The following is a 20,441-nucleotide window of genomic DNA, read 5'->3' on the forward strand; positions in this document are numbered from 1 at the left end:
AAAAGAACAGCAGGATTATTCCTGCTGTTCTATTTTAGATGAGCGTGTTTAAATGTTTTTCATTTTAAACAATTATTTTTTAATGCCAATTCTTTGACTTTAGAAACAATAGCCTCTTCATTAATAAAGCCATCTCTAATATCTTTCAATAATTCCTCCAGCGTTATTTTATAAAGATCAGCTTCATTATATGACAAAAAATGAATAATCTCTTCCAATGCTTTATCAAAATCTTTAAGTTCACAATAGGACAGATATTTTATCTGAGAAGCAAATTCATTGTGCTTATCCACTTGTAATAACCTTTCGGCAATGTCAATTGCCCAATCATATTCTCCCAATTGAAACCAGCAATTCACCATGAATAATAATCTGTAATTTTCAGATTTTGGAGATAATCCATTTAATTTTTGCAATATTGTAACAGCAGGCATATATTGCCCATTGTCCATTAGATTTTTAGCTTTTTATAACGAAGTCATGATTTAGAAGATTGATCTATAAACCTGGTTATTTTTTTTAACACATAAATTAATGATAGCCCTGCCGCAAAAATTAAAAAAGTATTCTTTAAGTCTGTAATACTAACTCCTTTGGCAGATGTATCCTGAAACAGAAAATATATAAATGGTATGATACAAATAGTTGTCCAAATGCCTAAGATCTATTTCATTTTTTTTTGTGATGATTAATAACATTTAAAATCCCTAAAATAAGTGTTTTATGAACATTCTCAATAGTTAATTTTAAACTTAAAAGCTTTTAATGGATTTGAAAGGGCTCATTTATTCCTGCTCTGAAGAACTTCCTCTATTTCTTCCAGTGAAAAACCCTTTGCTTTTAATAAAATCAGGAAGTGATACAGAAGATCTGCTGCTTCATTTTTAAAAAGTTCTTCGTTATTATCTTTTGCTTCAATCACAAGTTCTACGGCTTCCTCTCCTACTTTTTGAGCCATTTTATTCATTCCTCTTTGGTAGAGCGAATAGGTATAAGAACCTTCAGCTTTGGTGTCTATTCTTTGAGAGATTTTATCTTCAAGCTCATACAGAAACCCTTTAGCATTCTTTTCTCCGAAACAACTGAAACTTCCCGTATGACAGACCACATTTTTAGGAACAGCTTTAATTAAAATGGTATCCTGATCACAATCTATATCAATACTTTTTACAGTCAGGAAATTCCCAGACTCCTCACCTTTTGTCCAGAGTCTGTTTTTAGAGCGGCTGAAAAAAGTAACAATACCTTCCTTTTTTGTTTTTTCAAAAGCTTCTTCGTTCATGTAGCCCAGCATTAAAACCTGCAGCGTTCTGCTGTCCTGAATAACTACCGGAACAAGTCCGTTATCTTTATTAAAATCTATGTTCATCGTACTTCTATTTTTTGAGTTTTTAACTGTTGTTTTAAATCCTGAATACTTATTTCATTAAAATGGAAAATACTGGCTGCCAAACCTCCTGTAGCTTTTGTTTCATTAAATACTTTAACAAAGTCATCTGCAGTACCTGCACCACCTGAAGCAATCACCGGAATGCTGACCGTTTCTGAAACCAGCTTTGTAATCCTGAGATCAAAACCATTTTTTGTACCATCACCATCCATCGAAGTCAGCAGAATTTCTCCTGCCCCCAAACGTGCTGCTTCCTGTACCCATTCTACTGTAGAGAGTTCGGTAGCTTCTCTTCCTCCTTTGATGTGAACCAGATCCTTATCTCCCACTTGTCTTGTATCAATAGCCACGACAACGCACTGGCTTCCGAATTCTTTGGCTAAATCAGAAATAAGTCCTGGGTTTTTTACCGCTGAGGAATTGATACTGATCTTGTCTGCACCTGCCTCTAAAAGCTTTCTCACATCTTCTACAGACGAAATTCCTCCTCCTACCGTAAAAGGAATGCTAAGCTCTTTTGCAATATCCTTGACCAGTTCTATAAAGGTTTTCCTATCCTCAATAGTAGCGGTAATATCCAAAAAAACAAGCTCATCGGCCCCTTCCAGTTCATACTTTTTGGCAAGTTCTACAGGATCTCCTGCATTTTTAAGATCTTCAAAATTGATCCCTTTCACCGTAGCTCCATCTTTGATATCCAGGCATGGAATAATTCTTTTCTTAAGCATTTTCAATAAAGTTTTGAAGTTGTTGTAAGCTTATTTTTCCCTCGTAAATTGCTTTTCCGATGATTGTCCCCGCACAGCCGATATCTTTCATTTTATACACATCAGCAATCCCTGAGATTCCTCCACTTGCTACCAGCTGAACGGACGTTTTATATAAAATCTCAATATAAAGCCCTGTTGACGGACCTTCCAGCATTCCGTCTTTTGCAATATCAGTACATATGGTGGTTTGTATTCCTTTTTCCTGATACTGAAGAATAAAATCAATGATGTCATTATCACTTTCTTCGAGCCATCCTGAGGTTTTAATTTTCCTGTTTTCACAATCAGCACCCAGAATAATTTTCTCAGCACCATATTTTTGAATCATTTCATAGCAAAATTCAGGATTCTGAACAGCAATACTTCCTAAGGTAATCTGTTTTGCCCCGGAATTAAAGGCCGTTTCAATATCTTCCTTAGTTTTTAAGCCTCCTCCAAAGTCTATATGCAGCGAAGTAGAATGAGCAATATTTTCCAGAACTTTCTGATTCACAATATGCTTTGATTTTGCCCCGTCCAGATCCACCAGGTGAAGAAACTGAATGCCGAAACTCTCAAATTCTTTTGCCACTTCTACAGGATCTTCATTGTATATTTTCTTTGTACTGTAATCTCCTTTTGATAAACGGACACATTTACCGTCGATAATATCAATAGCCGGAATTATTTTCATCATTATAAATTTATAAAGTTCTTAACGATCTGATTTCCTACAATTCCTGATTTTTCAGGGTGAAACTGTACTGCATAGAAATTATCTTTCTGTAGTGAAGCACTGAATGGCAGAATATAATCACAGACAGAAGTTGTAAAGTCCGAAAGCTCACAATAATAACTGTGAACAAAATAAACATCACTGTTCTTTTCAATTCCTGAAAACAGAGCCGAAGCCTGCCCTGAAACAGTATTCCATCCCATGTGCGGAACGATATCTTTTGCCGGAAATTTTCTGACATTGATATCAAAAATTCCCATTCCTTCGGTTTCTCCTTCTTCATTTCCCTTGCACATCAGCTGCATGCCCAGACATATTCCCAAAACAGGCTGTTTAAGGCTAGGAATCAAAAGATCAAGCTCTTTTTCCTTCAGTAGTTTCATGGTGGATGAAGCTTCTCCTACGCCTGGAAAGATCACTTTGTCAGCTTTTAAAATCTGTTTGGGATCATCGGTAATAACAGAATCTACTTTCAGTCTGTTGAGGGCATTCTGGACAGAGTTCACATTTCCACCGTTGTATTTTATTATAGCAATCATATTTATAAACTTCCTTTTGTAGAAGGTAAACTGTAATTAGCATCCGATTGATTCACTGCCATTTTAACGGCTTTTGCAAAGGCTTTAAAGATGGATTCAATTTTGTGGTGTTCATTATCTCCTTCTGCTTTGATATTCAGATTGGATTTTGAAGCATCTGTAAAGGATTTAAAGAAGTGAACAAACATTTCCGTAGGTACATCTCCTATCTTTTCTCTTTTAAACGGAGCATCCCAAACCAGCCATGGTCTGCCGCCGAAATCAATAGCCACCTGAGAAAGACAGTCGTCCATCGGAAGCAGGAAACCATATCTTTCTATGCCTTTTTTCTTTCCTAATGCTTTTAAAATGGCTTCTCCCAGCACAATCCCTGTATCTTCAATAGTGTGGTGTTCATCTACGGCAAGATCTCCTTTTACTTTTATGGTAAGATCCATATTTCCGTGTCTTGCAATCTGATCCAGCATGTGATCAAAAAAGTGAAGCCCTGTTGAAATATCTGATCGTCCGTTTCCATCAAGATTGACCTCGATTTCAATATCTGTTTCATTGGTTTTACGGGAGACTTTAGCCTTTCGCATTCCTGATTTTAAGAACTGATAAATCTCTGACCATTTTGTTGTTGACAGCTCAGCTTCACTATTTAAGTTTTGATTAAGATAAATAGATTTAGACTTAAGATTTTTAGCAAGTTGCACATCAGTACTTCGATCACCAATTACATAAGAATTTTCAAGATCATAATTCCCATAAATGTATTTTCCCAGCATTCCTATTCCAGGTTTTCTGGTAGGAAGATTTTCGGATTCAAAGCTTTTATCAATTAAAATATCGCTAAAAATGATCCCTTCATTTTCAAATGCCTGCAACATTTTTTCATGGGGTTTTATGAAATTTTCTTCGGGAAAACTGTCCGTTCCCAATCCATCCTGATTGGTTACCATCACCAACTCATAATCCAGCTCACTCACAATTTTTGAAAGATTTTGAAAAACCCCGGGATAAAACTCAAGCTTTTCCAGGGAGTCTACCTGAAAATCTGTGGGCGGTTCAATAATTAGTGTTCCGTCACGGTCTATAAAGAGTACTTTTTTCATTGTTAAATACTTTTCAAAAGGTTAATTAATTTTTCATTTTCTGCACGATTTCCTACATTGATTCTGATACATCCCGGAATAGCAGGATCTCTTCTGCTGGTTAAAACTTCCTCTTCCAACATTCTTGCATATACTGAATCAACATTTTCCATTCTGATCAGGAAGAAATTGGCATCCGTTGAAAATACTTTAGAAATGCATGCAATTCCTTCAAACTGCTGTTTCAGCCATTTTCTCTCTTCCAAAATAAGATTCACATTTCCCTGAAGTCTGTTTTCTTCATCCAAAGTCTTTAAAATAAGTTCCTGGCTTAAAACATTCACATTATATGGTGCTTTTACCGTATTGATCAGGCTGATAATCTCTTCAGATGCGTAAGCCATACCTACTCTCGCTCCGGCAATTCCCCATGCTTTAGAAAATGTTTGCAGTACGATTAAATTAGAATATTGATCTAAAAGTTCCAGATTTGATTTTTTCCCAGAAAATTCAATATATGCTTCATCTACCACTACAATTCCGTTGAAGTTCTGAATATAGAATTCAATATCATCTACACTGTTTCCCGTAGGGTTATTGGGTGAGCACAAAAAGAAAATTTTCAATGAAGGATCTTCTGCAGCTTTTAAAAAATTATTTTTTACAATTTCAAAGTTTTCATCCAGATCCAGTTTCAAAACTTTATTCTCGTTAATTGCTGCATAAAAACCATACATCGCAAAGGAAGGATTCATCATCAGAATGGCATCTTTTTTAGGCTCACAGAAAATTTTAATGATAAGGTCTATCAGCTCATCACTTCCGTTTCCTATGGCAATCTGTGAGGATGAAACATTTTTAAGCCCTGCAAGCTTGCTTTTAAGCCTTTTCTGAGTAGAATCCGGATAGCGGTTGCATTCCCCGAATGGACTTTCATTGGCATCCAGCAAAACGGGAGCATTGAATTCATTGTGATCTCTGAAACTGATGTAGGGCTGTAATTGTAATATATTTTCTCTTACCAGAGTTTTGATACTGTTATTTTTCATTGTACTTCTTTTATTTTAAATCTTTTCTTAACCTTTAAGTTATTTTCTTAATGATTCATTTTTTGATAAACGTAAAGGCGCAAAGTTTTTCATCTTATGTTTTTTAGGCGTAAGAAAATCAAAGATTTTCAGCAAGGGTCTGAATTTTATTTTGTGTTTTTATATGCATTATTCAATTTTATCGGAGATAAAATCTTTGCGTCTTAACACGTGCTCCAATTATATTCTTCTTGCCTCTTTGCGTTTTCCAACAATTATTATTTTAATCTTATCGAGACTGCATTTTTGTGGGCAAACAGTCCTTCTGCTTCTGCCATGAGTTCTATTGTTTTTCCTAAATTCTGAAGTCCTTCTTTTGAAAGGTGCTGGAATGTTATTTTTTTCACGAAACTGTCCAGGGACACCCCACTGTAATTCTTCGCATAAGCATTGGTAGGAAGAGTGTGATTCGTTCCGCTGGCATAATCTCCTGCACTCTCACAAGAATAGTTTCCAAGGAAAACAGAGCCTGCATTCTGAACCATAGGGATATATTTTTCAAAATCATTAATTGCCAGAATAAGGTGTTCCGGAGCATAAAGATTGCTAAACTCAAGGGCTTCTTCCAACGAATTCGCTAAAATAAAAGAGCTGTTACCCAAAGCCTGAGCTGCAAATTCATTTCTTGGTAAGTCTCTGATCTGCTTATCAACAGCCTCTATTGTTTCTTCAAATACTTTAAGGTCTGTCGTAATAAAAACAACCTGACTATCACTCCCGTGTTCCGCCTGTGAAAGAAGATCTGCAGCACAAAATTCAGAAACAGCCTGCTCATCAGCTATGACAAGAACTTCACTTGGTCCGGCTGGCATATCAATAGCTATTCCATAACGCTGAGCATATTCTTTGGCAGCTACTACAAACTGATTTCCCGGTCCAAAAATTTTATAAACAGCGGGAATGCTTTCTGTTCCAAAAGTCATAGCAGCAACAGCCTGTGCTCCACCTGTTTTAAAGATTTCCGAAACGCCACAAAGTTTTGCTGCATAAAGAATTGCTGGGTTGACATTTCCATTTTTATCCGGTGGCGTGCAAAGGACTATTTCTTTACATCCGGCCAGATTCGCTGGAACCGCAAGCATCAGTACTGTAGAAAATAAAGGAGCAGTTCCTCCCGGAATATAAATTCCAATTTTTTCTACAGCACGATTTTCGCGCCAGCAAACCACTCCTTTCGTAGTCTCAATTTTCTGGATTTCCTGTTTTTGAGAAGCGTGAAATGTTGAAATATTCTCTTTCGCCTGTTTAATGGCTTGTTTCAGTTCATCATTAATCTGCTTTTCTGCCTCCTGAATTTCAGCATCAGAAACTTTTATTTTTTGGGTATCTGCTTTGTCAAATTTTCTATTGAATTCTATTAAAGCTTTATCTCCGTTTTTATCAACTTCTGTAAATATTTCTGCGATCAGGCCTGAAATTTCTTTCTGTTCCAAAACAGGACGCTTTACCAAATCTTTCCATGTACTCTGTGTGGGATATCTGTATATTTTCATTGTATTATTTTAATATTTTTTGAACCATTAAGCTATATGTCCCAATTTTTTTTGAACGCAAAGGCGCAAAGTTTTTAATTCATATATCTTTTTTAAGGCGCAAGAAAATCTAAGATTTTCAGCAAGTATGTGAATATTTATACGGTATTCAATTTTATCGCAGATAAAATCTTTGCGCCTTACAACAGTCTTAATTTTTATTTTTTTGCGTCTTCGTGTTAACCAACATTCACCATTATCATTTTTTAAATAACCATTTTATCAATTGGAATAATTAAAATATCCTGAGCACCATTTTCTTTCAGTTCGTCAATGACTTCCCAGAAGCGCTCTTCATCAATAACAGAATGAATACTGCTCCAGCCTTCTTCTGCCAATGGGATGACTGTAGGACTCTTCAATACCGGAAGAACTTCAGCTACTTTCTGAATTTTTTCATTGGGGACATTCATCAGAATATATTTTGAATTTTTTGCTTTTAAAACAGCTTTAATTCTGAATACGAATTTTTCAAGAATGACTTCTTTTTCAGCCGATAATTGGGGAGTTTGAGCCAAAACAGCTTCCGATTTCAGCAAAGTGACCGTTTCTCTTAATCCGTTTTTGAATAATGTGCTTCCGGAACTTACAATATCACAAATTCCATCTGCAAGGCCAATATTAGGAGCAATTTCTACAGAACCTGAAATAACGTGAATATCTGATACAATTCCTTTTTTTTCTAAAAAGCTTTTGAGCGTATTAGGATAAGAGGTAGCAATTTTTTTACCTTGAAAATAGGAGATTTCGTCGGTTTCTACTTCTTTGGGAACAGCCAGTGAAACACGGCATTTTGAGAAACCAAGTTTCTGGATGGTGGTGATATTTTTACCTTTTTCAATCAGGAGATTTTCGCCAAGAATAGCAACATCCACTACTCCGTCTTCCAGGTATTGCGGAATATCTGAGTTCCGAAGGTACATGATTTCCATCGGAAAGTTATCTACTGAAACTTTGAGTTGGTCTTTACCATTGTTGACAAAGATTCCGCAGTCTTTGAGAAGCTGTAGAGATTCTTCGTAAAGCCGGCCGCTTTTTTGGATTGCAATTTTTAATTTACTCATTTTGCCTTTTTTGGGTCCGAGCAAATAAAAACTGATTTATTGAAATTTCTGAGAAGAATTCAGGAAACAAAAAAACCGCCTATTTACTCAGACGGTTTTAATTATTTTTGATTTTAGCACATACTTATATCAATCAATTCCGCCTAACAGAGATGATGATAGTAATGATGTAATGCTAAAAATATTGGTTTCATTGTATTGAATTATGATGCAAATGTAGGATTTATTTTTAAAATGCAAAGTTTTTTCAGATAATTTTTTGATAAAAATTCATCAGCTCCTCAGCAATTGGCTCGTCATTAAACTTCTGAACAAACTCAAAACCCTTTTCCTCACGGCGTTTTCTCTCGGATTCATTTTCCCAGAGAAATTTTAGTTTGGCCCGGATATCAAGATCATTGTCAGGATTCACATACATAGAGTCTTTTCCTCCGGCTTCCGGCAGACAACTTGTATTGCTGGTAACGACAACCGTTTTGGAAAAAAGTGCTTCAATGACAGGAATTCCAAAGCCTTCAAAGAAGCTTGGATAGACAAAAATATCTGCCAGTTTATAAAGACAGGCAAGTTCATCCATAGAAACTCCTTCCAGGAACAATACCTGCTTTTCCATTTTGTTCTTTTTCAAGAAACGTTCTATTTTCTGATAGTATTTAGTCTTTCTTCCCACTACTACAAGAGGAATTTCTGTACCATTAATCGCTTTTACAACATTCAGAAGATTTTTTCTGTCTTCAATAGTACCAACGTTAAGTACAAATCTTTCGGGAAGTTTAAACTTCTCTTTTACAGCCATCATCAGTTGCGGTGGCTGCTGTTCTTTAAAAGCATGATGACATCCCTGATAAATAACTTCAATCTTAGCCTCAGGAATTTTTAAATATTGAATAATATCTCTTTTGGTCTGTTCTGAAATAGCAATAATTTTATCAGCCGTATCAGCGGCTTTTTTAAATTTCCAGAAATGGATTTTCCTGTCAAAAAAAGAATAATACTGCGGATATCTTACAAAGATAAGATCATGGATAGTAACAACCTTTTTAATAGGTTTTGGATCCCATTTTAAGGGAAGTTCACCGGATAATCCATGGAAAATATCAACTCCCTGTTTTTGGGCATCTTTACCCATTTTCAGCTGGCGTGACAAATTTCCTTTTGAGGTTTCAATAAAGTGAACATTTGGGCGTTCCAGAATATCTTTTCCTCTCTCCGATTTGTTTTTGTTGAGTAACAGATATTCGTTCTCCGGTTCGTATTCGGAAAGAATTCTTACGAGATCTCTCGAGTAGTTTCCCAGACCGGAGGTATTGTGGAAAAACCGTTTTGCATCAAAGGCAATCTTCATCGTTGTATCTGTTTTTGGAATTCCTGAAATGTACCGAATGTATGTCCTTTTTGTTTCAGCCATCCAACAAATGAATCAAATCTTTCTACCATATCTTTTCCTGAGTTTTTTACCGTAAATCCAGGAAGCTTAAAGGCTTCATCTTTGATTTCTGCAAATTCCCATGGATGGAAATAAATGTTCAGATATTTGTCTTTTTTCAAACTGTCCGAAGCCAGTTTTTTGTACAAAAACAAAGGAAAATTGTGAAAACTTAACCAAAACAAAGGAATTCTGAAATTGGGTGAAACCGAAGCCGGGACCTGAGTCACATTTCCTTCTTTGAAATAAGTTCTGGACACTTTTAAATTATTATATCTTCCCGGCAAAAACGTAGGATTGATGGAGGAATTGTAAGAATATCCTGCTTTTTCCACTTCTTTTTCGTTCACAGGCATCATTCTCGGCATTCTTAATCCGGTAACCTTTGTAGAAAATAATTCTTCCAGCCTTTCTCTTGATTCCTTAAGGTGTTTGTTTTCAAATTCTGAATGAAACCACGTGTGAGAAGCCAGTTCATGACCTTCATTTAATAACCTTTCGATAAGGTGTCTGCTGTTTTCTGCAAAAACTACCGTGGAAAAGAAAGTAGCTTTGGCATTGTATTTTTTAAGGATATCAAGTATTCTCTCTAATCCTGTCTGTGAAATTGAAATCTGCTTTTCAAAGGGAATTTCACCCTTATATTCTAATGGCATATCAAATTCTTCAATATCAAAACTCAATAAAACCATTCTAAAAATTTTTGTTTTTAATAATATAATTAGGTCTGTCTTTCACCTGTTTGAATATTTTACCTAAATAAATTCCCATAATTCCTAAGATAATAAGCTGAAGTCCACCAAAGAAAACAATAGTCATAATCAAGGATGCCCAACCTGATATTTCAGTTCCGGCAATAAAGGAATGAATCACATACGTTCCATATCCGATCACAGAAAGTGCCGAGAATAAAAATCCAAGGTATGCTGCCAGATAAAGAGGTTTCACACTGAAAGCAGTGATTCCTGTAAAGGCAAAAGTGAACATTTTCTTAAGATTGTAACTGCTTTTTCCTGAAAGTCTTTCTGCGGCGGTAAAGTCAATTCCTATCTGTTTAAACCCCATCCAGCTTGTCAGTCCTCTAAGGAATAAGTCATCTTCATTAAAGTTTCTCATTACATCCACTGCCCTTGCATCCAGTAATCTGAAATCTGAGCCGCCTCCTTTCGTCAAATTAACGTCTGACAAACTTGATAAAAGCTTGTAAAATAAATCTGATGTTTTTCTTTTAAAGAAAGATATTTCCTTTGGATAAGTCCTGAAAGTAAAAACCACATCATAGCCTTCCTCCCATTTCTGAATCATTTCCGGAATAAGCTCCGGTGGATGCTGAAGATCTCCATCCATCGAAATAACTGCATTTCCCTGAGCGTTATCCATTCCTGCTTTTACGGCTGGCTGATGGCCGAAGTTCCTCGAAAACTCAATGAATTTTACTTCATCATATTGACTGGAAAGGTCTTCTAGTTTTTGCTGGGTATTGTCTCTGCTACCATCATTTACAAATATGATTTCAAAGTCATAGCTGCTTAAACCATCGAAAACTTCTTTAATTTTCTGATGGATCATAGCAACGTTTCCTTCTTCGTTATAGGCGGGAATTACAATTGAAATTTTCTTCATATTTATTAATTCAGGCTGTAATTTTTCTCAAAATCTTTAGTCAGGAGCTCATAAGTCACTCTCAACCAGATCACAATACAAGGTACAGCTTTTAATGAATATTTGATGATATAGTTTTCTTTTACAAATTTCGGGAATAGATCTGAAGTCGAAAAACAAGTGAAAATAATGACAAAAACAAGCAATCCTATAATAAGCGGTGTTCTTTCTTTCTGAAGGAAAAACCAGATCAGGACTCCTACAACTGCAATAATATAAGTTGGAGATTCTGAACTGGAGCTGAACAATACCAAAAACAGTAATGTTGAAGCCAGAATCATCAATTGGAAAGCATAGTGCTTATACTGCTTAATTCTGATATAAGGTAAGGCAAAAAGTGGTAATCCACCCGCTAAAAACACGAGATTGGAAATGGATGCATCTCCTAAGACTCTTCTTACAAAGCCCATCAGCGAGATATCCTGCATATTTCCTAATACCTGATTTTCATTATTCTTCTCTACGATAGACTGAAACCAGTCTGAATAACACTGAATCACAAACTGCGGACTTGAATACGCCATTGGAAGGACGAAAAACAATACTGCAATCGCTACTCCGGAAAGAATAAATTTAGTTTTGTTTTTAATGAAGAAAAACTGTGTCAATCCTACAATTCCGTAAATTTTCACAAATATTCCTATTAAAATGGCAGTTACAGATTTTACTTCTTTTCTTTCGTAAATGTATACTGCAGATAACAGCAAAAGGCCTGTCAGCGCTACATTGAACTGTAAACTTAAAGCCGCTGTAATGTATTCCTGAAGACAAAGCAGTCCGAAAATTGCTTTTTTACTGTCTGAAAACGGCAGTTTATAAATACCATAGATGAAGATAAAAGTATTGGCAATATTCCAAAGTGAGATTCCAAGCCAATCCGGCATCATGGCAAATGGTGCAATCAATGCACTGAAAAATACGCCATAATGATTTAAATCAAAATAAAGATCGGGATAATGGATAAATAAATTTTTCTGATGAATCGTATTAAAGAATACATTTTTAAAAATCAGGTAATTATTAATCGCATAATCTCCTCTCAGGTATTTGGAAATTGCTGTAACAACCGATATAATAAGATAAACCCCAAATATATATTTAGGGTTTAATAGTATTTTAAGGAATTTTTCTTTCAAGATTGTGGTATTAGCTTACAATATTAATCCTAAACAGCTACATTATTATCTCTCAATGCGTCATTCAGAGATGTCTTCTTATCTGTAGATTCCTTTCTCTGACCAATGATCAATGCACATGGTACCTGATATTCTCCAGCCGGATATTGTTTTGTATAGCTTCCAGGGATTACAACAGAACGTGCAGGAACTCTTCCTTTGATTTCGATAGGTGTATCTCCTGTAACGTCGATAATTTTTGTAGAAGCTGTCAATACTACATTTGCACCCAATACGGCTTCTTTTTCTACGTGAACACCTTCCACAACAATACATCTTGAACCGATAAAGCAGTCATCTTCAATGATTACTGGAGCAGCCTGTAACGGCTCCAATACCCCACCGATACCCACACCACCACTCAGGTGAACGTTTTTACCGATCTGTGCACAGCTTCCTACTGTAGCCCAAGTATCTACCATTGTTCCCGAATCTACGTAAGCACCAATGTTTACATAAGATGGCATTAAAATAACACCAGGAGCAATGTAAGCACCTTCTCTCGCCACTGCATGTGGTACAACTCTCACCCCTTTTTCAGCATAGTTTCTCTTCAAAGGCATTTTATCATGAAATTCAAACGGGCCTACTTCAATAGTTTCCATTTTCTGGATTGGAAAATACATTACTACAGCTTTTTTCACCCATTCATTTACCTGCCATCCGTTTTCTGTAGGCTCTGCAGTACGAAGTTCACCTTTATCAACTAAAGAAATAACCTCTCTGATCGCCTTTTGGCTGTCTTCATTCTGCAATAATTCTCTATTATCCCAAATGTTTTCAATAGTTTGTTGTAACGACATGTTTCTTATTTAAATTAGTTTGAAAAATTATACCGGCCAAAGATACAAAAAAGTTCAGCAAAACGGTTTTTAACATTATGCTTTTAATAAAGGCTCAGCATACGATTCACCCTCTTTTTATAAGTCAGATAGATTTCTCCGTGCTCTTTTATGAGATACTCTTCTTCAAGCCTGATCTGAATCTGCATCAAAACATTTCCCATCAGTAGAAAAGAAAAAGCAATGACAGTAGGAAAAACAAGAAAAAACCCGACAAGGCTGATGGTCATTCCCAAAAATATAGGATTTCTTGAAATCCTGAATAATCCATGAGTAACCAATTCTGTTTTTGTTGTACTGTCAATTCCGATCCTCCAGGAATTTTTCATTTGCAGTTGAGCCAGAATAACCCAAACCAAAGCAACAATCATTAAAACAAATCCTATGTAATGAAAAAAGTCATATTCCAGAATATTGATTTTAAATGCATCGTACATATATTCCGGAAAAAATAAAAGAAGTATTGTATACATAAACAAAGCAAACAAAATCAGCTTAAAATAAAACCCTACCAGACCGTATGCAGAATCATCTTTGGGAAGAACATTAGGATTTTTGCCAATCTGTCTGGCTACTTTATAACTAATACCAACAAAGGAAATGATAAAAAAAAGTATGAAATATAAAGGAATAAAAAATCGGATAAAATCTGCCATAGGATTATAGTTTTAGGCAAATTTCCTAAGTTTCATAATGCAATGCTATTGCAATGATGAATGGTAGAAAGATTACAAACGGAAACATAAAAATTCCCCTCCTCCGGAGGGGTGGCGAAAATTCAAAGAATTTTTGACGGGGTGGTTAAAAAATGATTAAAGAATATAATTAAATAAGTTTTGTAAAGCCGGTTGATTTCTTGCTTTTTATTGAACGGGCTCCCTTCGTCTACACTCAGGATATTAATCCGTTCCTATTGAATATTTTAATTCCTGTTTAATCCAGAATAATAAACTCCATAGTTTTCGCAATATGCTTTTCCTGAATAATCCCCTGTGAATATGGAATATTGTGACTAGTATTATATTTTGTCAAATATGCTTCATTAATTTCCTCAGTAAGGTCATTGATATCTTGTGGAATCAGAGCTTTTATGGGATAAATCGTTTCACCACATTGGATCTCTCCGTCTGGATTTTCTAAAAATGTATTGTACCAGCTTCTTTCGGCGAGTCCCCATGATCTTGCAAATACTCTATCCTGGACAACAACCATCCAGATTTCCAGAAACTCAGATCTCTTCTGTCCTGCTTTTATTCCGATAATAGTATTCGTTTTGATGTAGTATAATGCATTTTCTTTATTCATTCTATAAGTTTTGGGTAAAACTAGAATAAGAAAACAGAAATAAAAACTTTTTTATGCGCTGGGTAAGAAATAGAATGTGGATGACTCTCTTTCTGATGTGGATGAGTTTTAAAGCATCATTTTATTGAGAGCGGAATTGAGACAGTCTTTATAGCTTTTGGCCACGGTAATCTTTAATTCGCCGCATATAAGATGATTGTCTTCAAAAGACTCTATATTGGTAAGATTGACAATATATGAATTATGAACCCTCATAAATTCTTCCGGCAGACTTTCAATGAGGTCTTTCAATGTTTTGTAATAAATATATTTTTTATGATTTGTGGTATGAACTTCTACATAATTTCCGAGACCTTTGATGACATTAATATCTTTAAAAAAAAGCTTGACCAGCTTTTTATCTGTTTTAATAAAGGCAAACGTCCGGTTCTCTATCATTTAAAAATATTTTACAGCACTCTTTGGGCATGAAGATAGGCCTTATTCCAGTACTTTTCGTTCAGGGATGAAATCATTACTCCTTTTGAGGTAGAGGCATGGATGAACTTTACTTCTCCGTCAGGACCAATATCATGAACAATTCCTACGTGAGAGACTCTGCTTCCTCCTGCGGTTGCAAAAAACAAAAGATCACCGGGTTTTACGTCTTTGATATCAATATTTTTCCCGGCTTCAGCCTGATCAGAAGATCTTCTTGGAAGGTTGAAATCGTTTTCTTCAAATACTTTTACAGTAAATCCGGAACAGTCAAATCCTGATGATGTATTTCCTCCGAATTTGTACGGAGTTCCGATGTATTTTTCAGCATCCTTCAGAATATCACTGATAGACCTCGATACGTTGCCATCAAATTTTGAATCCAGTTTTCTGAGGTTCTCAGATTTAGCAACTGTTTTCGTATTTGATTTTTTATTTGTAGCACTTTTGGAGGATCCACAGGAAACTACAAAAACAGATGCTGCCAGTACAACAACCATCTGCTTTATTTTCATTTTTTGTCGAAATAATTCCGTTCCCATACTCTTCTGATTTATAATTAATTAACAAAACACATTACAAATATACATTTTATATTTTAATTATAATATAACTATACTACAACTATATTATAAATATATGTTAAAATTTTGTTTTCAAGTATTTATTGGTATATTTGATCTCTATTTTGAAGATATGGCAACATATGAAAGTCTTATTACAATCACGGGTGCTGTAGGCGACCTTGTATTTTATAATCTGAACGGTAAAAATGTGGTTCGGAAGAAAAGCGGGTTCAATAAAGTTGCTTTTAAAAAAAGTCCGTCGTATGAGAAAGTAAGACAGAACAGTTCTGAATTCGGGCACTGCTCCAAAATTGGGAAGATAATCCGGAAAAGTCTGGAAGTATATATTAAAGAAGCAGGTGATCCCCTCCTCTACCAGAAGTTCGCAAAGGTTATGACTGCAATCAAAGATTTGGATATGGTTTCCGGAAGGGGAAAACGAACAGTTGAAAATGGTTTAAAAACTGAAGCAGGAAAAAAACTTTTGAGAGAATTTCAACTAGGCACAGTTAATAATGTTTCGGATTGTATAAGAATTGAAGGTCAGGTTCTTTATAAAAATGATCGTTGTACATCAGACCTTGCAGTGATTTTAACTTTGAAATTAGATTCTCAAAATTACAGCGTAGAAAGTAATGAAGAAATAGTCAACTGGAATCAGCAACAGCAAAGACCTTTTAAAAAGTATTTTTCTGAGGATGATCTTCTGCTCTATTTTGTAGTATTGAAAAATGAAAATGATAATATTACCCACATGGGATTTGTTTAAATAAAAAAAAGTCTGCAGTAGATTCTGCAGACTTTCTTATTTTATTTCTTCTCTCCTTTCCAGCTCCCTGACTTTGCAGGTGTAGGAAGTGAGTTGGACCAGTTTCCGTTTCCTTTTTTTTCTGTCGTTAACGTTCCTTTAAAATCTCCTTGTGAAGGAAGTCCTACTCTTGCGTTAAGATCTCCTGTCTCACTTAAATTGCCGGTAATACTATAGTTTTCATTATTAACATCGGAATGCATTGTTCCTACCACTTTACCACTCTCATCTACCACGAAGTTCCAAACTCCTTTATCATTTCCTTCATAAGAACCTGACCATGTTCCTACATAATCATAGATCGTATCATCATTAGAGCTGCAGCCGATAAATAAAAACGCCGTTAATAAAAGTAAAAAAAGTTTCTTCATAGTTTCAGTAGTTTTATAACCTAAAATCCTGTTATTCTCTATGTACTTCCCTCCTAAAAAATCCGTCACAGAGAATAGTGCTTAATATTTATTATTTTTTTGTTCCGTGCAAATCTACTAATTTTTTCATTCAAATTATCTGAATTTTAATTAGCGTCCAATATGTTTATTAAAAAGCAACATATTTCGGCTAAAATACAAATATTTTTCAAACAAATACAAGGTGTATAAATTTTGAGTTATTTAAAAAGTGATCCCTGAAACCTGATATTAATCTATTCAATATCCGTTTACAATTAGTTTATATTAGATTTCGGGTTATTTCTACCCCTATTTTAAACTTATTTCCTATATTAGTGAAAAATTTAAACTTTTCAAAAAATAACATGAAAACAAAAACATTCTTTTTGGCAGCAGTTGCTATTTGTGGGAATTTGATTGCCCAGGTTGGGATTAACACATCTACACCTACTCAAACGTTAGATGTCAATGGCCTGGTAAGAGTAAGAGGACTTTCAAATGCTGAAAAAAAAATTGTTGCGGCGGATGCACAAGGAGTTTTAATGCTTATATCTCCTGAAGAAATTTTCGCTCCGAAAGCTTTATTGAACACTTCTACTTCTTCCACTGAACAAAGGTTCACCGTTTACGAAGGAAAATGTTTTCAACCTACTGATAACGCTTCTTCCTGCACGGTTTCTTTAAATCATTACACATCCTGTACCGGATTTACCAATCCTGTAGACACCCAAATCATTGTAGGACAGGGTATCAATACAGGTAACGGGCAGTTTTTAGGTACTTGGACAGCCCGATATGTCGACAATAAAGGGTTCAGCGGAACAACTGCTGTTGCCAATCAGACCGCACCGGATTATCCGAGAATTTCTTATCCAACTGCCAATACTGTGAACTATTTAGGAAGTGGTAACTTCAATGGTCAATGTAATACTGATCTTGTAACTACGATCAATCAGACCACCGGAGATATAAAAGTAGAGTCTGTAAAACGGAACATGTTTGCACATCTTGTGTATCTTATCAACATTGCCCGTTCCAGATCTTTATAATACTCGATATTTGATTTCAAAAAGAGACAGTCACAATTCAATTGTGGCTGTTTTTTTATCCAGGACTCAAACCTTTCCGCTTAACATAATTGTTTTAATTTTCATATTCAATCAAAGACTTTAAAAATGTTTATATTTTAAGCTGTAAATAACCAATGCTATTTTTTGTGAGAGCGAAAATATAAATACATCACTTAAAAATCGTACTATTATCATATGAAACAGATACTTACTGAAGAAACTTTTTCCTCACCACAATGGTTAAAAATAATCTGTTATGTTTTCGGACTTCTGTTAGTCTTGACGGCATTTGGTCTTCTCATGCAGAAAGACCTTCCACAGGAGATTATTTTTTTAGTACCATTACTTTTACTGATTGCTGTTAGTATGCTGATATATACCCGGCTAAGACTTATCATTTCAAATAAGGATATCCGCTTTACAGGAGGTTTGAGACAGCATCAATTTCTCTGGACTGATATTACAGGAATAGATATGAAAATGGTTGGGAAATATAAGACCCCAATCTGTATTGTATACTATGGTAAAAAATCACTGGAACTTCATAAGGGTTTTTATTTAAAAAGACAGTTCAATAGAATTTTATCATTGTTGGAAATGAAGGTTTCACCTGAACTATTTACAAAACAATACCAAACGATCCGTCATCCTATTAATTGATTTGCTAAAATCATCCAACAGAAAAGCCCCATTGGAGGCTAAACTATTGGATGGATGAAAAACTTATCCCAAATGTATGAAATATTCACCCCACCCTTTATGCGTACAATCATAATCAATGACTTTCATTGCTATTATTGTTTTATATTATTAATACAGTAGTTGATAAAATTACAGGAAAACGAAAGACAAATAATCTGTCTAGTTGATGATCTCTCCTTTGCTGTCATCTAATTTTTCACGAAACCTTTGAAGATCTTCAGGATTAGGTTTTGTCCATTCTTTAATCTCTCCAATAATTTTTAAAGGCATTTCGGAACGATAAGAACGGGTAGGATTTCCGGGGAATTTCTTATCCGTTACATTGGGATCATTTTCATAAGTACCTGTTGGCTCCACAATATATACACGCTCTACTCCATCGCCTTTTGCTAAAGCAGCGGCCAGCCCTGCTCCGTTAATCAAAGCTGTAAAATAGATGTGATTCATTTTTAATTCTGACTTATAATTTGAGATTCCGCCGGCAGTCAGTAGATCACCAATCTGCAAATCGGCCTTTGTTCCATGATAAAATGGTCCTTTATCAGAAGGATGATTTTTTAATAACAATGCAAGTTCTGCGTTCTTTTCTGACATTTCCATATCTCCTAAATTCTCATGACATCCGGAAATATTCAAATAAAGAGAGGGTAATGCACTTTTAACCGTGTCATCATTTATTTTTAAAGCAAACTCCAGAGAGGTTTCAAGCCACTTCAAACGATCAGCAGCTGTTTTTTGATGACGTGATACATAATGAGCAGCCAGAAATTTTTCATGATCGTCCTCGGCTTCTTCCCAGGCTTGTAAAAACAGCCTGATTGCTTCTTCAGGCATATCTTTATCCTCCATACTCATCCCCTGAAGGCAAAGCTTGATAACATTATTAAAAGGTGAAAATTCCATGCTTTATATTTTACTTATTTCCAAATGAAGATAAGCTTTTTATCATTTCGGAAATATCAGTTTTGCAGGTAATCCTTAATTGTTTTCAATACTCCAAAACTATCGTTGGTAGAAGCTTCAAAATTAGCTATCTGCTTCACATTGGGATGGGCGTTTTTCATAGCGTAAGAATATTTGGCATTCTTCAGCATTTCTATATCGTTCATATAATCTCCGAAAGCCATCGTGTTTTCAGGAGAAATACCCAGAGATTTCTGGAGTATTTTCAGGGCATTCCCTTTATTGATATCTTTATTCATGACATCGAGCCAATGCGCTCCGGAAATAACAATTTCAAGACCCAGGTCTCCAAATTTTTTTAGAGCAGGATAAAGATGCTTTTCAGAACCATCAGGATGATAGACCGCAATTTTAAAGGCTATATCATCAATTTTTTCCGTCAGATCATCTTTTTTCATATTTTTGGTGTAGTACTTTGAGAAAAAATCCACGAACTGCTGATCATCAGTTTCATAATAAGCATACTTCTTAGCTGACAATACCGCTTTAGCTCCCGGTATTTCACGAACAGTCTTTATGATCTCAACAATATGTTTATACTCCAGGGTATCAGCAAAAAGTTCCTGATCTTTATAGATCACATAACCGCCGTTTTCAGCAATAAAACCGATCTCGCTCTCTATATCCCCGAAATAATGAGTAATCCCGGGCATCTGCCTTCCGCTTGCTGGTACAAATAAAATATTTCTTTTTTTTAATTCCTTATAAACATCTGAAAATTCAGGGCTCATTTCATGGCTGGAATTGAGAAAAGTCCCGTCCATGTCGGTAACAATTAATTTAATATGCTTCATAATACAGGTCAAATGAACAAACAACAGATCAAACTCAGATATTCATTAATAGAAAAATCAATACAGTTGAATATAAAACAATAAA

24 protein-coding genes are annotated in these 20,441 nt (G+C 35.2%); 3 read left to right on the forward strand and 21 right to left on the reverse strand.

Annotation, left to right across the window (positions count from 1 at the left end):
• Nucleotides 1-59 precede the first annotated feature (59 nt).
• The 18 genes from SFA27_RS11775 to SFA27_RS11860 form a co-directional block, all read right to left on the reverse strand.
• Nucleotides 60-452 (reverse strand): tetratricopeptide repeat protein, encoded by a 393-nt coding sequence (locus SFA27_RS11775; RefSeq protein ID WP_407292146.1) that lies wholly within the window; start codon nt 450-452, stop codon nt 60-62.
• 329 nt (nt 453-781) lie between these two features.
• Nucleotides 782-1,369, reverse strand: a complete 588-nt coding sequence (gene hisIE / locus SFA27_RS11780; RefSeq protein WP_047374988.1) for a bifunctional phosphoribosyl-AMP cyclohydrolase/phosphoribosyl-ATP diphosphatase HisIE — start codon at nt 1,367-1,369, stop codon at nt 782-784.
• Nucleotides 1,366-2,118 carry an imidazole glycerol phosphate synthase subunit HisF gene (hisF, locus tag SFA27_RS11785; RefSeq protein WP_407292149.1) on the reverse strand — a complete coding sequence of 251 codons (753 nt, stop codon included), beginning with the start codon at nt 2,116-2,118 and terminating at the stop codon, nt 1,366-1,368. The genes hisIE and hisF overlap by 4 nt, the downstream gene beginning before the upstream one ends.
• Nucleotides 2,111-2,833: a 1-(5-phosphoribosyl)-5-[(5-phosphoribosylamino)methylideneamino]imidazole-4-carboxamide isomerase gene (gene hisA, locus SFA27_RS11790; protein ID WP_407298168.1), complete on the reverse strand. Its 723-nt coding sequence runs from the start codon at nt 2,831-2,833 to the stop codon at nt 2,111-2,113. Before hisA ends, hisF begins: the two co-directional genes overlap by 8 nt.
• Before the next feature lie 2 nt (nt 2,834-2,835).
• Nucleotides 2,836-3,414 carry an imidazole glycerol phosphate synthase subunit HisH gene (hisH, locus tag SFA27_RS11795; protein WP_407292152.1) on the reverse strand — a complete coding sequence of 193 codons (579 nt, stop codon included), beginning with the start codon at nt 3,412-3,414 and terminating at the stop codon, nt 2,836-2,838.
• Nucleotides 3,415-3,416: 2 nt separating this feature from the next.
• A complete protein-coding gene (hisB, locus tag SFA27_RS11800) occupies nt 3,417-4,511 on the reverse strand; it encodes a bifunctional histidinol-phosphatase/imidazoleglycerol-phosphate dehydratase HisB (protein WP_407292154.1) in 1,095 nt (364 codons plus the stop codon).
• Nucleotides 4,512-4,513: 2 nt separating this feature from the next.
• The gene (hisC, locus tag SFA27_RS11805; RefSeq protein ID WP_047374995.1) at nt 4,514-5,539 is read right to left on the reverse strand and encodes a histidinol-phosphate transaminase; all 1,026 of its coding nucleotides are present in this window, start codon (nt 5,537-5,539) and stop codon (nt 4,514-4,516) included.
• A 257-nt stretch (nt 5,540-5,796) separates the two neighbouring features.
• The gene (hisD, locus tag SFA27_RS11810; RefSeq protein ID WP_407292158.1) at nt 5,797-7,071 is read right to left on the reverse strand and encodes a histidinol dehydrogenase; all 1,275 of its coding nucleotides are present in this window, start codon (nt 7,069-7,071) and stop codon (nt 5,797-5,799) included.
• Between the two features lie 245 nt (nt 7,072-7,316).
• Nucleotides 7,317-8,174, reverse strand: coding sequence for an ATP phosphoribosyltransferase (hisG, locus tag SFA27_RS11815; protein WP_264518009.1), 858 nt, complete (start codon nt 8,172-8,174; stop codon nt 7,317-7,319).
• 247 nt (nt 8,175-8,421) lie between these two features.
• Complete coding sequence (locus tag SFA27_RS11820) at nt 8,422-9,519, reverse strand: glycosyltransferase family 4 protein (protein WP_407292161.1); 1,098 nt, start codon at nt 9,517-9,519, stop codon at nt 8,422-8,424.
• The gene (locus tag SFA27_RS11825; RefSeq protein WP_407292163.1) at nt 9,516-10,292 is read right to left on the reverse strand and encodes a polysaccharide deacetylase family protein; all 777 of its coding nucleotides are present in this window, start codon (nt 10,290-10,292) and stop codon (nt 9,516-9,518) included. Before SFA27_RS11825 ends, SFA27_RS11820 begins: the two co-directional genes overlap by 4 nt.
• A gap of 1 nt (nt 10,293) precedes the next feature.
• Nucleotides 10,294-11,223: a glycosyltransferase family 2 protein gene (locus SFA27_RS11830; RefSeq protein WP_407292165.1), complete on the reverse strand. Its 930-nt coding sequence runs from the start codon at nt 11,221-11,223 to the stop codon at nt 10,294-10,296.
• A 5-nt stretch (nt 11,224-11,228) separates the two neighbouring features.
• Entirely contained in the window at nt 11,229-12,398 is a 1,170-nt protein-coding gene (locus SFA27_RS11835) for a glycosyltransferase 87 family protein (RefSeq protein WP_047375004.1), read from the reverse strand.
• A gap of 29 nt (nt 12,399-12,427) precedes the next feature.
• Nucleotides 12,428-13,240: a 2,3,4,5-tetrahydropyridine-2,6-dicarboxylate N-succinyltransferase gene (locus SFA27_RS11840; protein WP_047375006.1), complete on the reverse strand. Its 813-nt coding sequence runs from the start codon at nt 13,238-13,240 to the stop codon at nt 12,428-12,430.
• Between the two features lie 83 nt (nt 13,241-13,323).
• On the reverse strand, nt 13,324-13,935 hold the full coding sequence (locus SFA27_RS11845) for a methyltransferase family protein (RefSeq protein WP_407292169.1): 612 nt from the start codon (nt 13,933-13,935) through the stop codon (nt 13,324-13,326).
• A gap of 277 nt (nt 13,936-14,212) precedes the next feature.
• Nucleotides 14,213-14,584 (reverse strand): DUF2255 family protein, encoded by a 372-nt coding sequence (locus tag SFA27_RS11850; RefSeq protein WP_407292172.1) that lies wholly within the window; start codon nt 14,582-14,584, stop codon nt 14,213-14,215.
• A gap of 108 nt (nt 14,585-14,692) precedes the next feature.
• Complete coding sequence (locus tag SFA27_RS11855) at nt 14,693-15,022, reverse strand: LytTR family DNA-binding domain-containing protein (protein ID WP_047375009.1); 330 nt, start codon at nt 15,020-15,022, stop codon at nt 14,693-14,695.
• 11 nt (nt 15,023-15,033) lie between these two features.
• Entirely contained in the window at nt 15,034-15,603 is a 570-nt protein-coding gene (locus SFA27_RS11860) for a C40 family peptidase (RefSeq protein ID WP_407292174.1), read from the reverse strand.
• 154 nt (nt 15,604-15,757) lie between these two features.
• Between SFA27_RS11860 and SFA27_RS11865 the strand changes: the two genes are divergently transcribed.
• Nucleotides 15,758-16,396 carry a hypothetical protein gene (locus SFA27_RS11865; protein WP_407292176.1) on the forward strand — a complete coding sequence of 213 codons (639 nt, stop codon included), beginning with the start codon at nt 15,758-15,760 and terminating at the stop codon, nt 16,394-16,396.
• Between the two features lie 41 nt (nt 16,397-16,437).
• Here the strand turns inward: SFA27_RS11865 and SFA27_RS11870 are convergent, their stop codons facing one another.
• Nucleotides 16,438-16,806 (reverse strand): hypothetical protein, encoded by a 369-nt coding sequence (locus SFA27_RS11870; protein WP_047375013.1) that lies wholly within the window; start codon nt 16,804-16,806, stop codon nt 16,438-16,440.
• Between the two features lie 386 nt (nt 16,807-17,192).
• Here SFA27_RS11870 and SFA27_RS11875 point away from each other — a divergent pair, with 386 nt between their 5' ends.
• Entirely contained in the window at nt 17,193-17,876 is a 684-nt protein-coding gene (locus SFA27_RS11875; RefSeq protein ID WP_407292179.1) for a hypothetical protein, read from the forward strand.
• A gap of 216 nt (nt 17,877-18,092) precedes the next feature.
• A complete protein-coding gene (locus SFA27_RS11880) occupies nt 18,093-18,557 on the forward strand; it encodes a hypothetical protein (RefSeq protein ID WP_264518017.1) in 465 nt (154 codons plus the stop codon).
• A 201-nt stretch (nt 18,558-18,758) separates the two neighbouring features.
• On the opposite strand, the gene arr is transcribed toward SFA27_RS11880, so the two are convergent.
• Both arr and SFA27_RS11890 read right to left on the reverse strand, forming a co-directional pair.
• A complete protein-coding gene (arr, locus tag SFA27_RS11885) occupies nt 18,759-19,193 on the reverse strand; it encodes an NAD(+)--rifampin ADP-ribosyltransferase (protein WP_407298169.1) in 435 nt (144 codons plus the stop codon).
• 365 nt (nt 19,194-19,558) lie between these two features.
• Complete coding sequence (locus tag SFA27_RS11890; RefSeq protein WP_264518019.1) at nt 19,559-20,356, reverse strand: HAD family hydrolase; 798 nt, start codon at nt 20,354-20,356, stop codon at nt 19,559-19,561.
• Nucleotides 20,357-20,441: the final 85 nt, after the last annotated feature.

Source organism: Chryseobacterium sp. HR92 (assembly GCF_045689405.1).
Classification (GTDB): Bacteria; Bacteroidota; Bacteroidia; order Flavobacteriales; family Weeksellaceae; genus Chryseobacterium; species Chryseobacterium viscerum_A.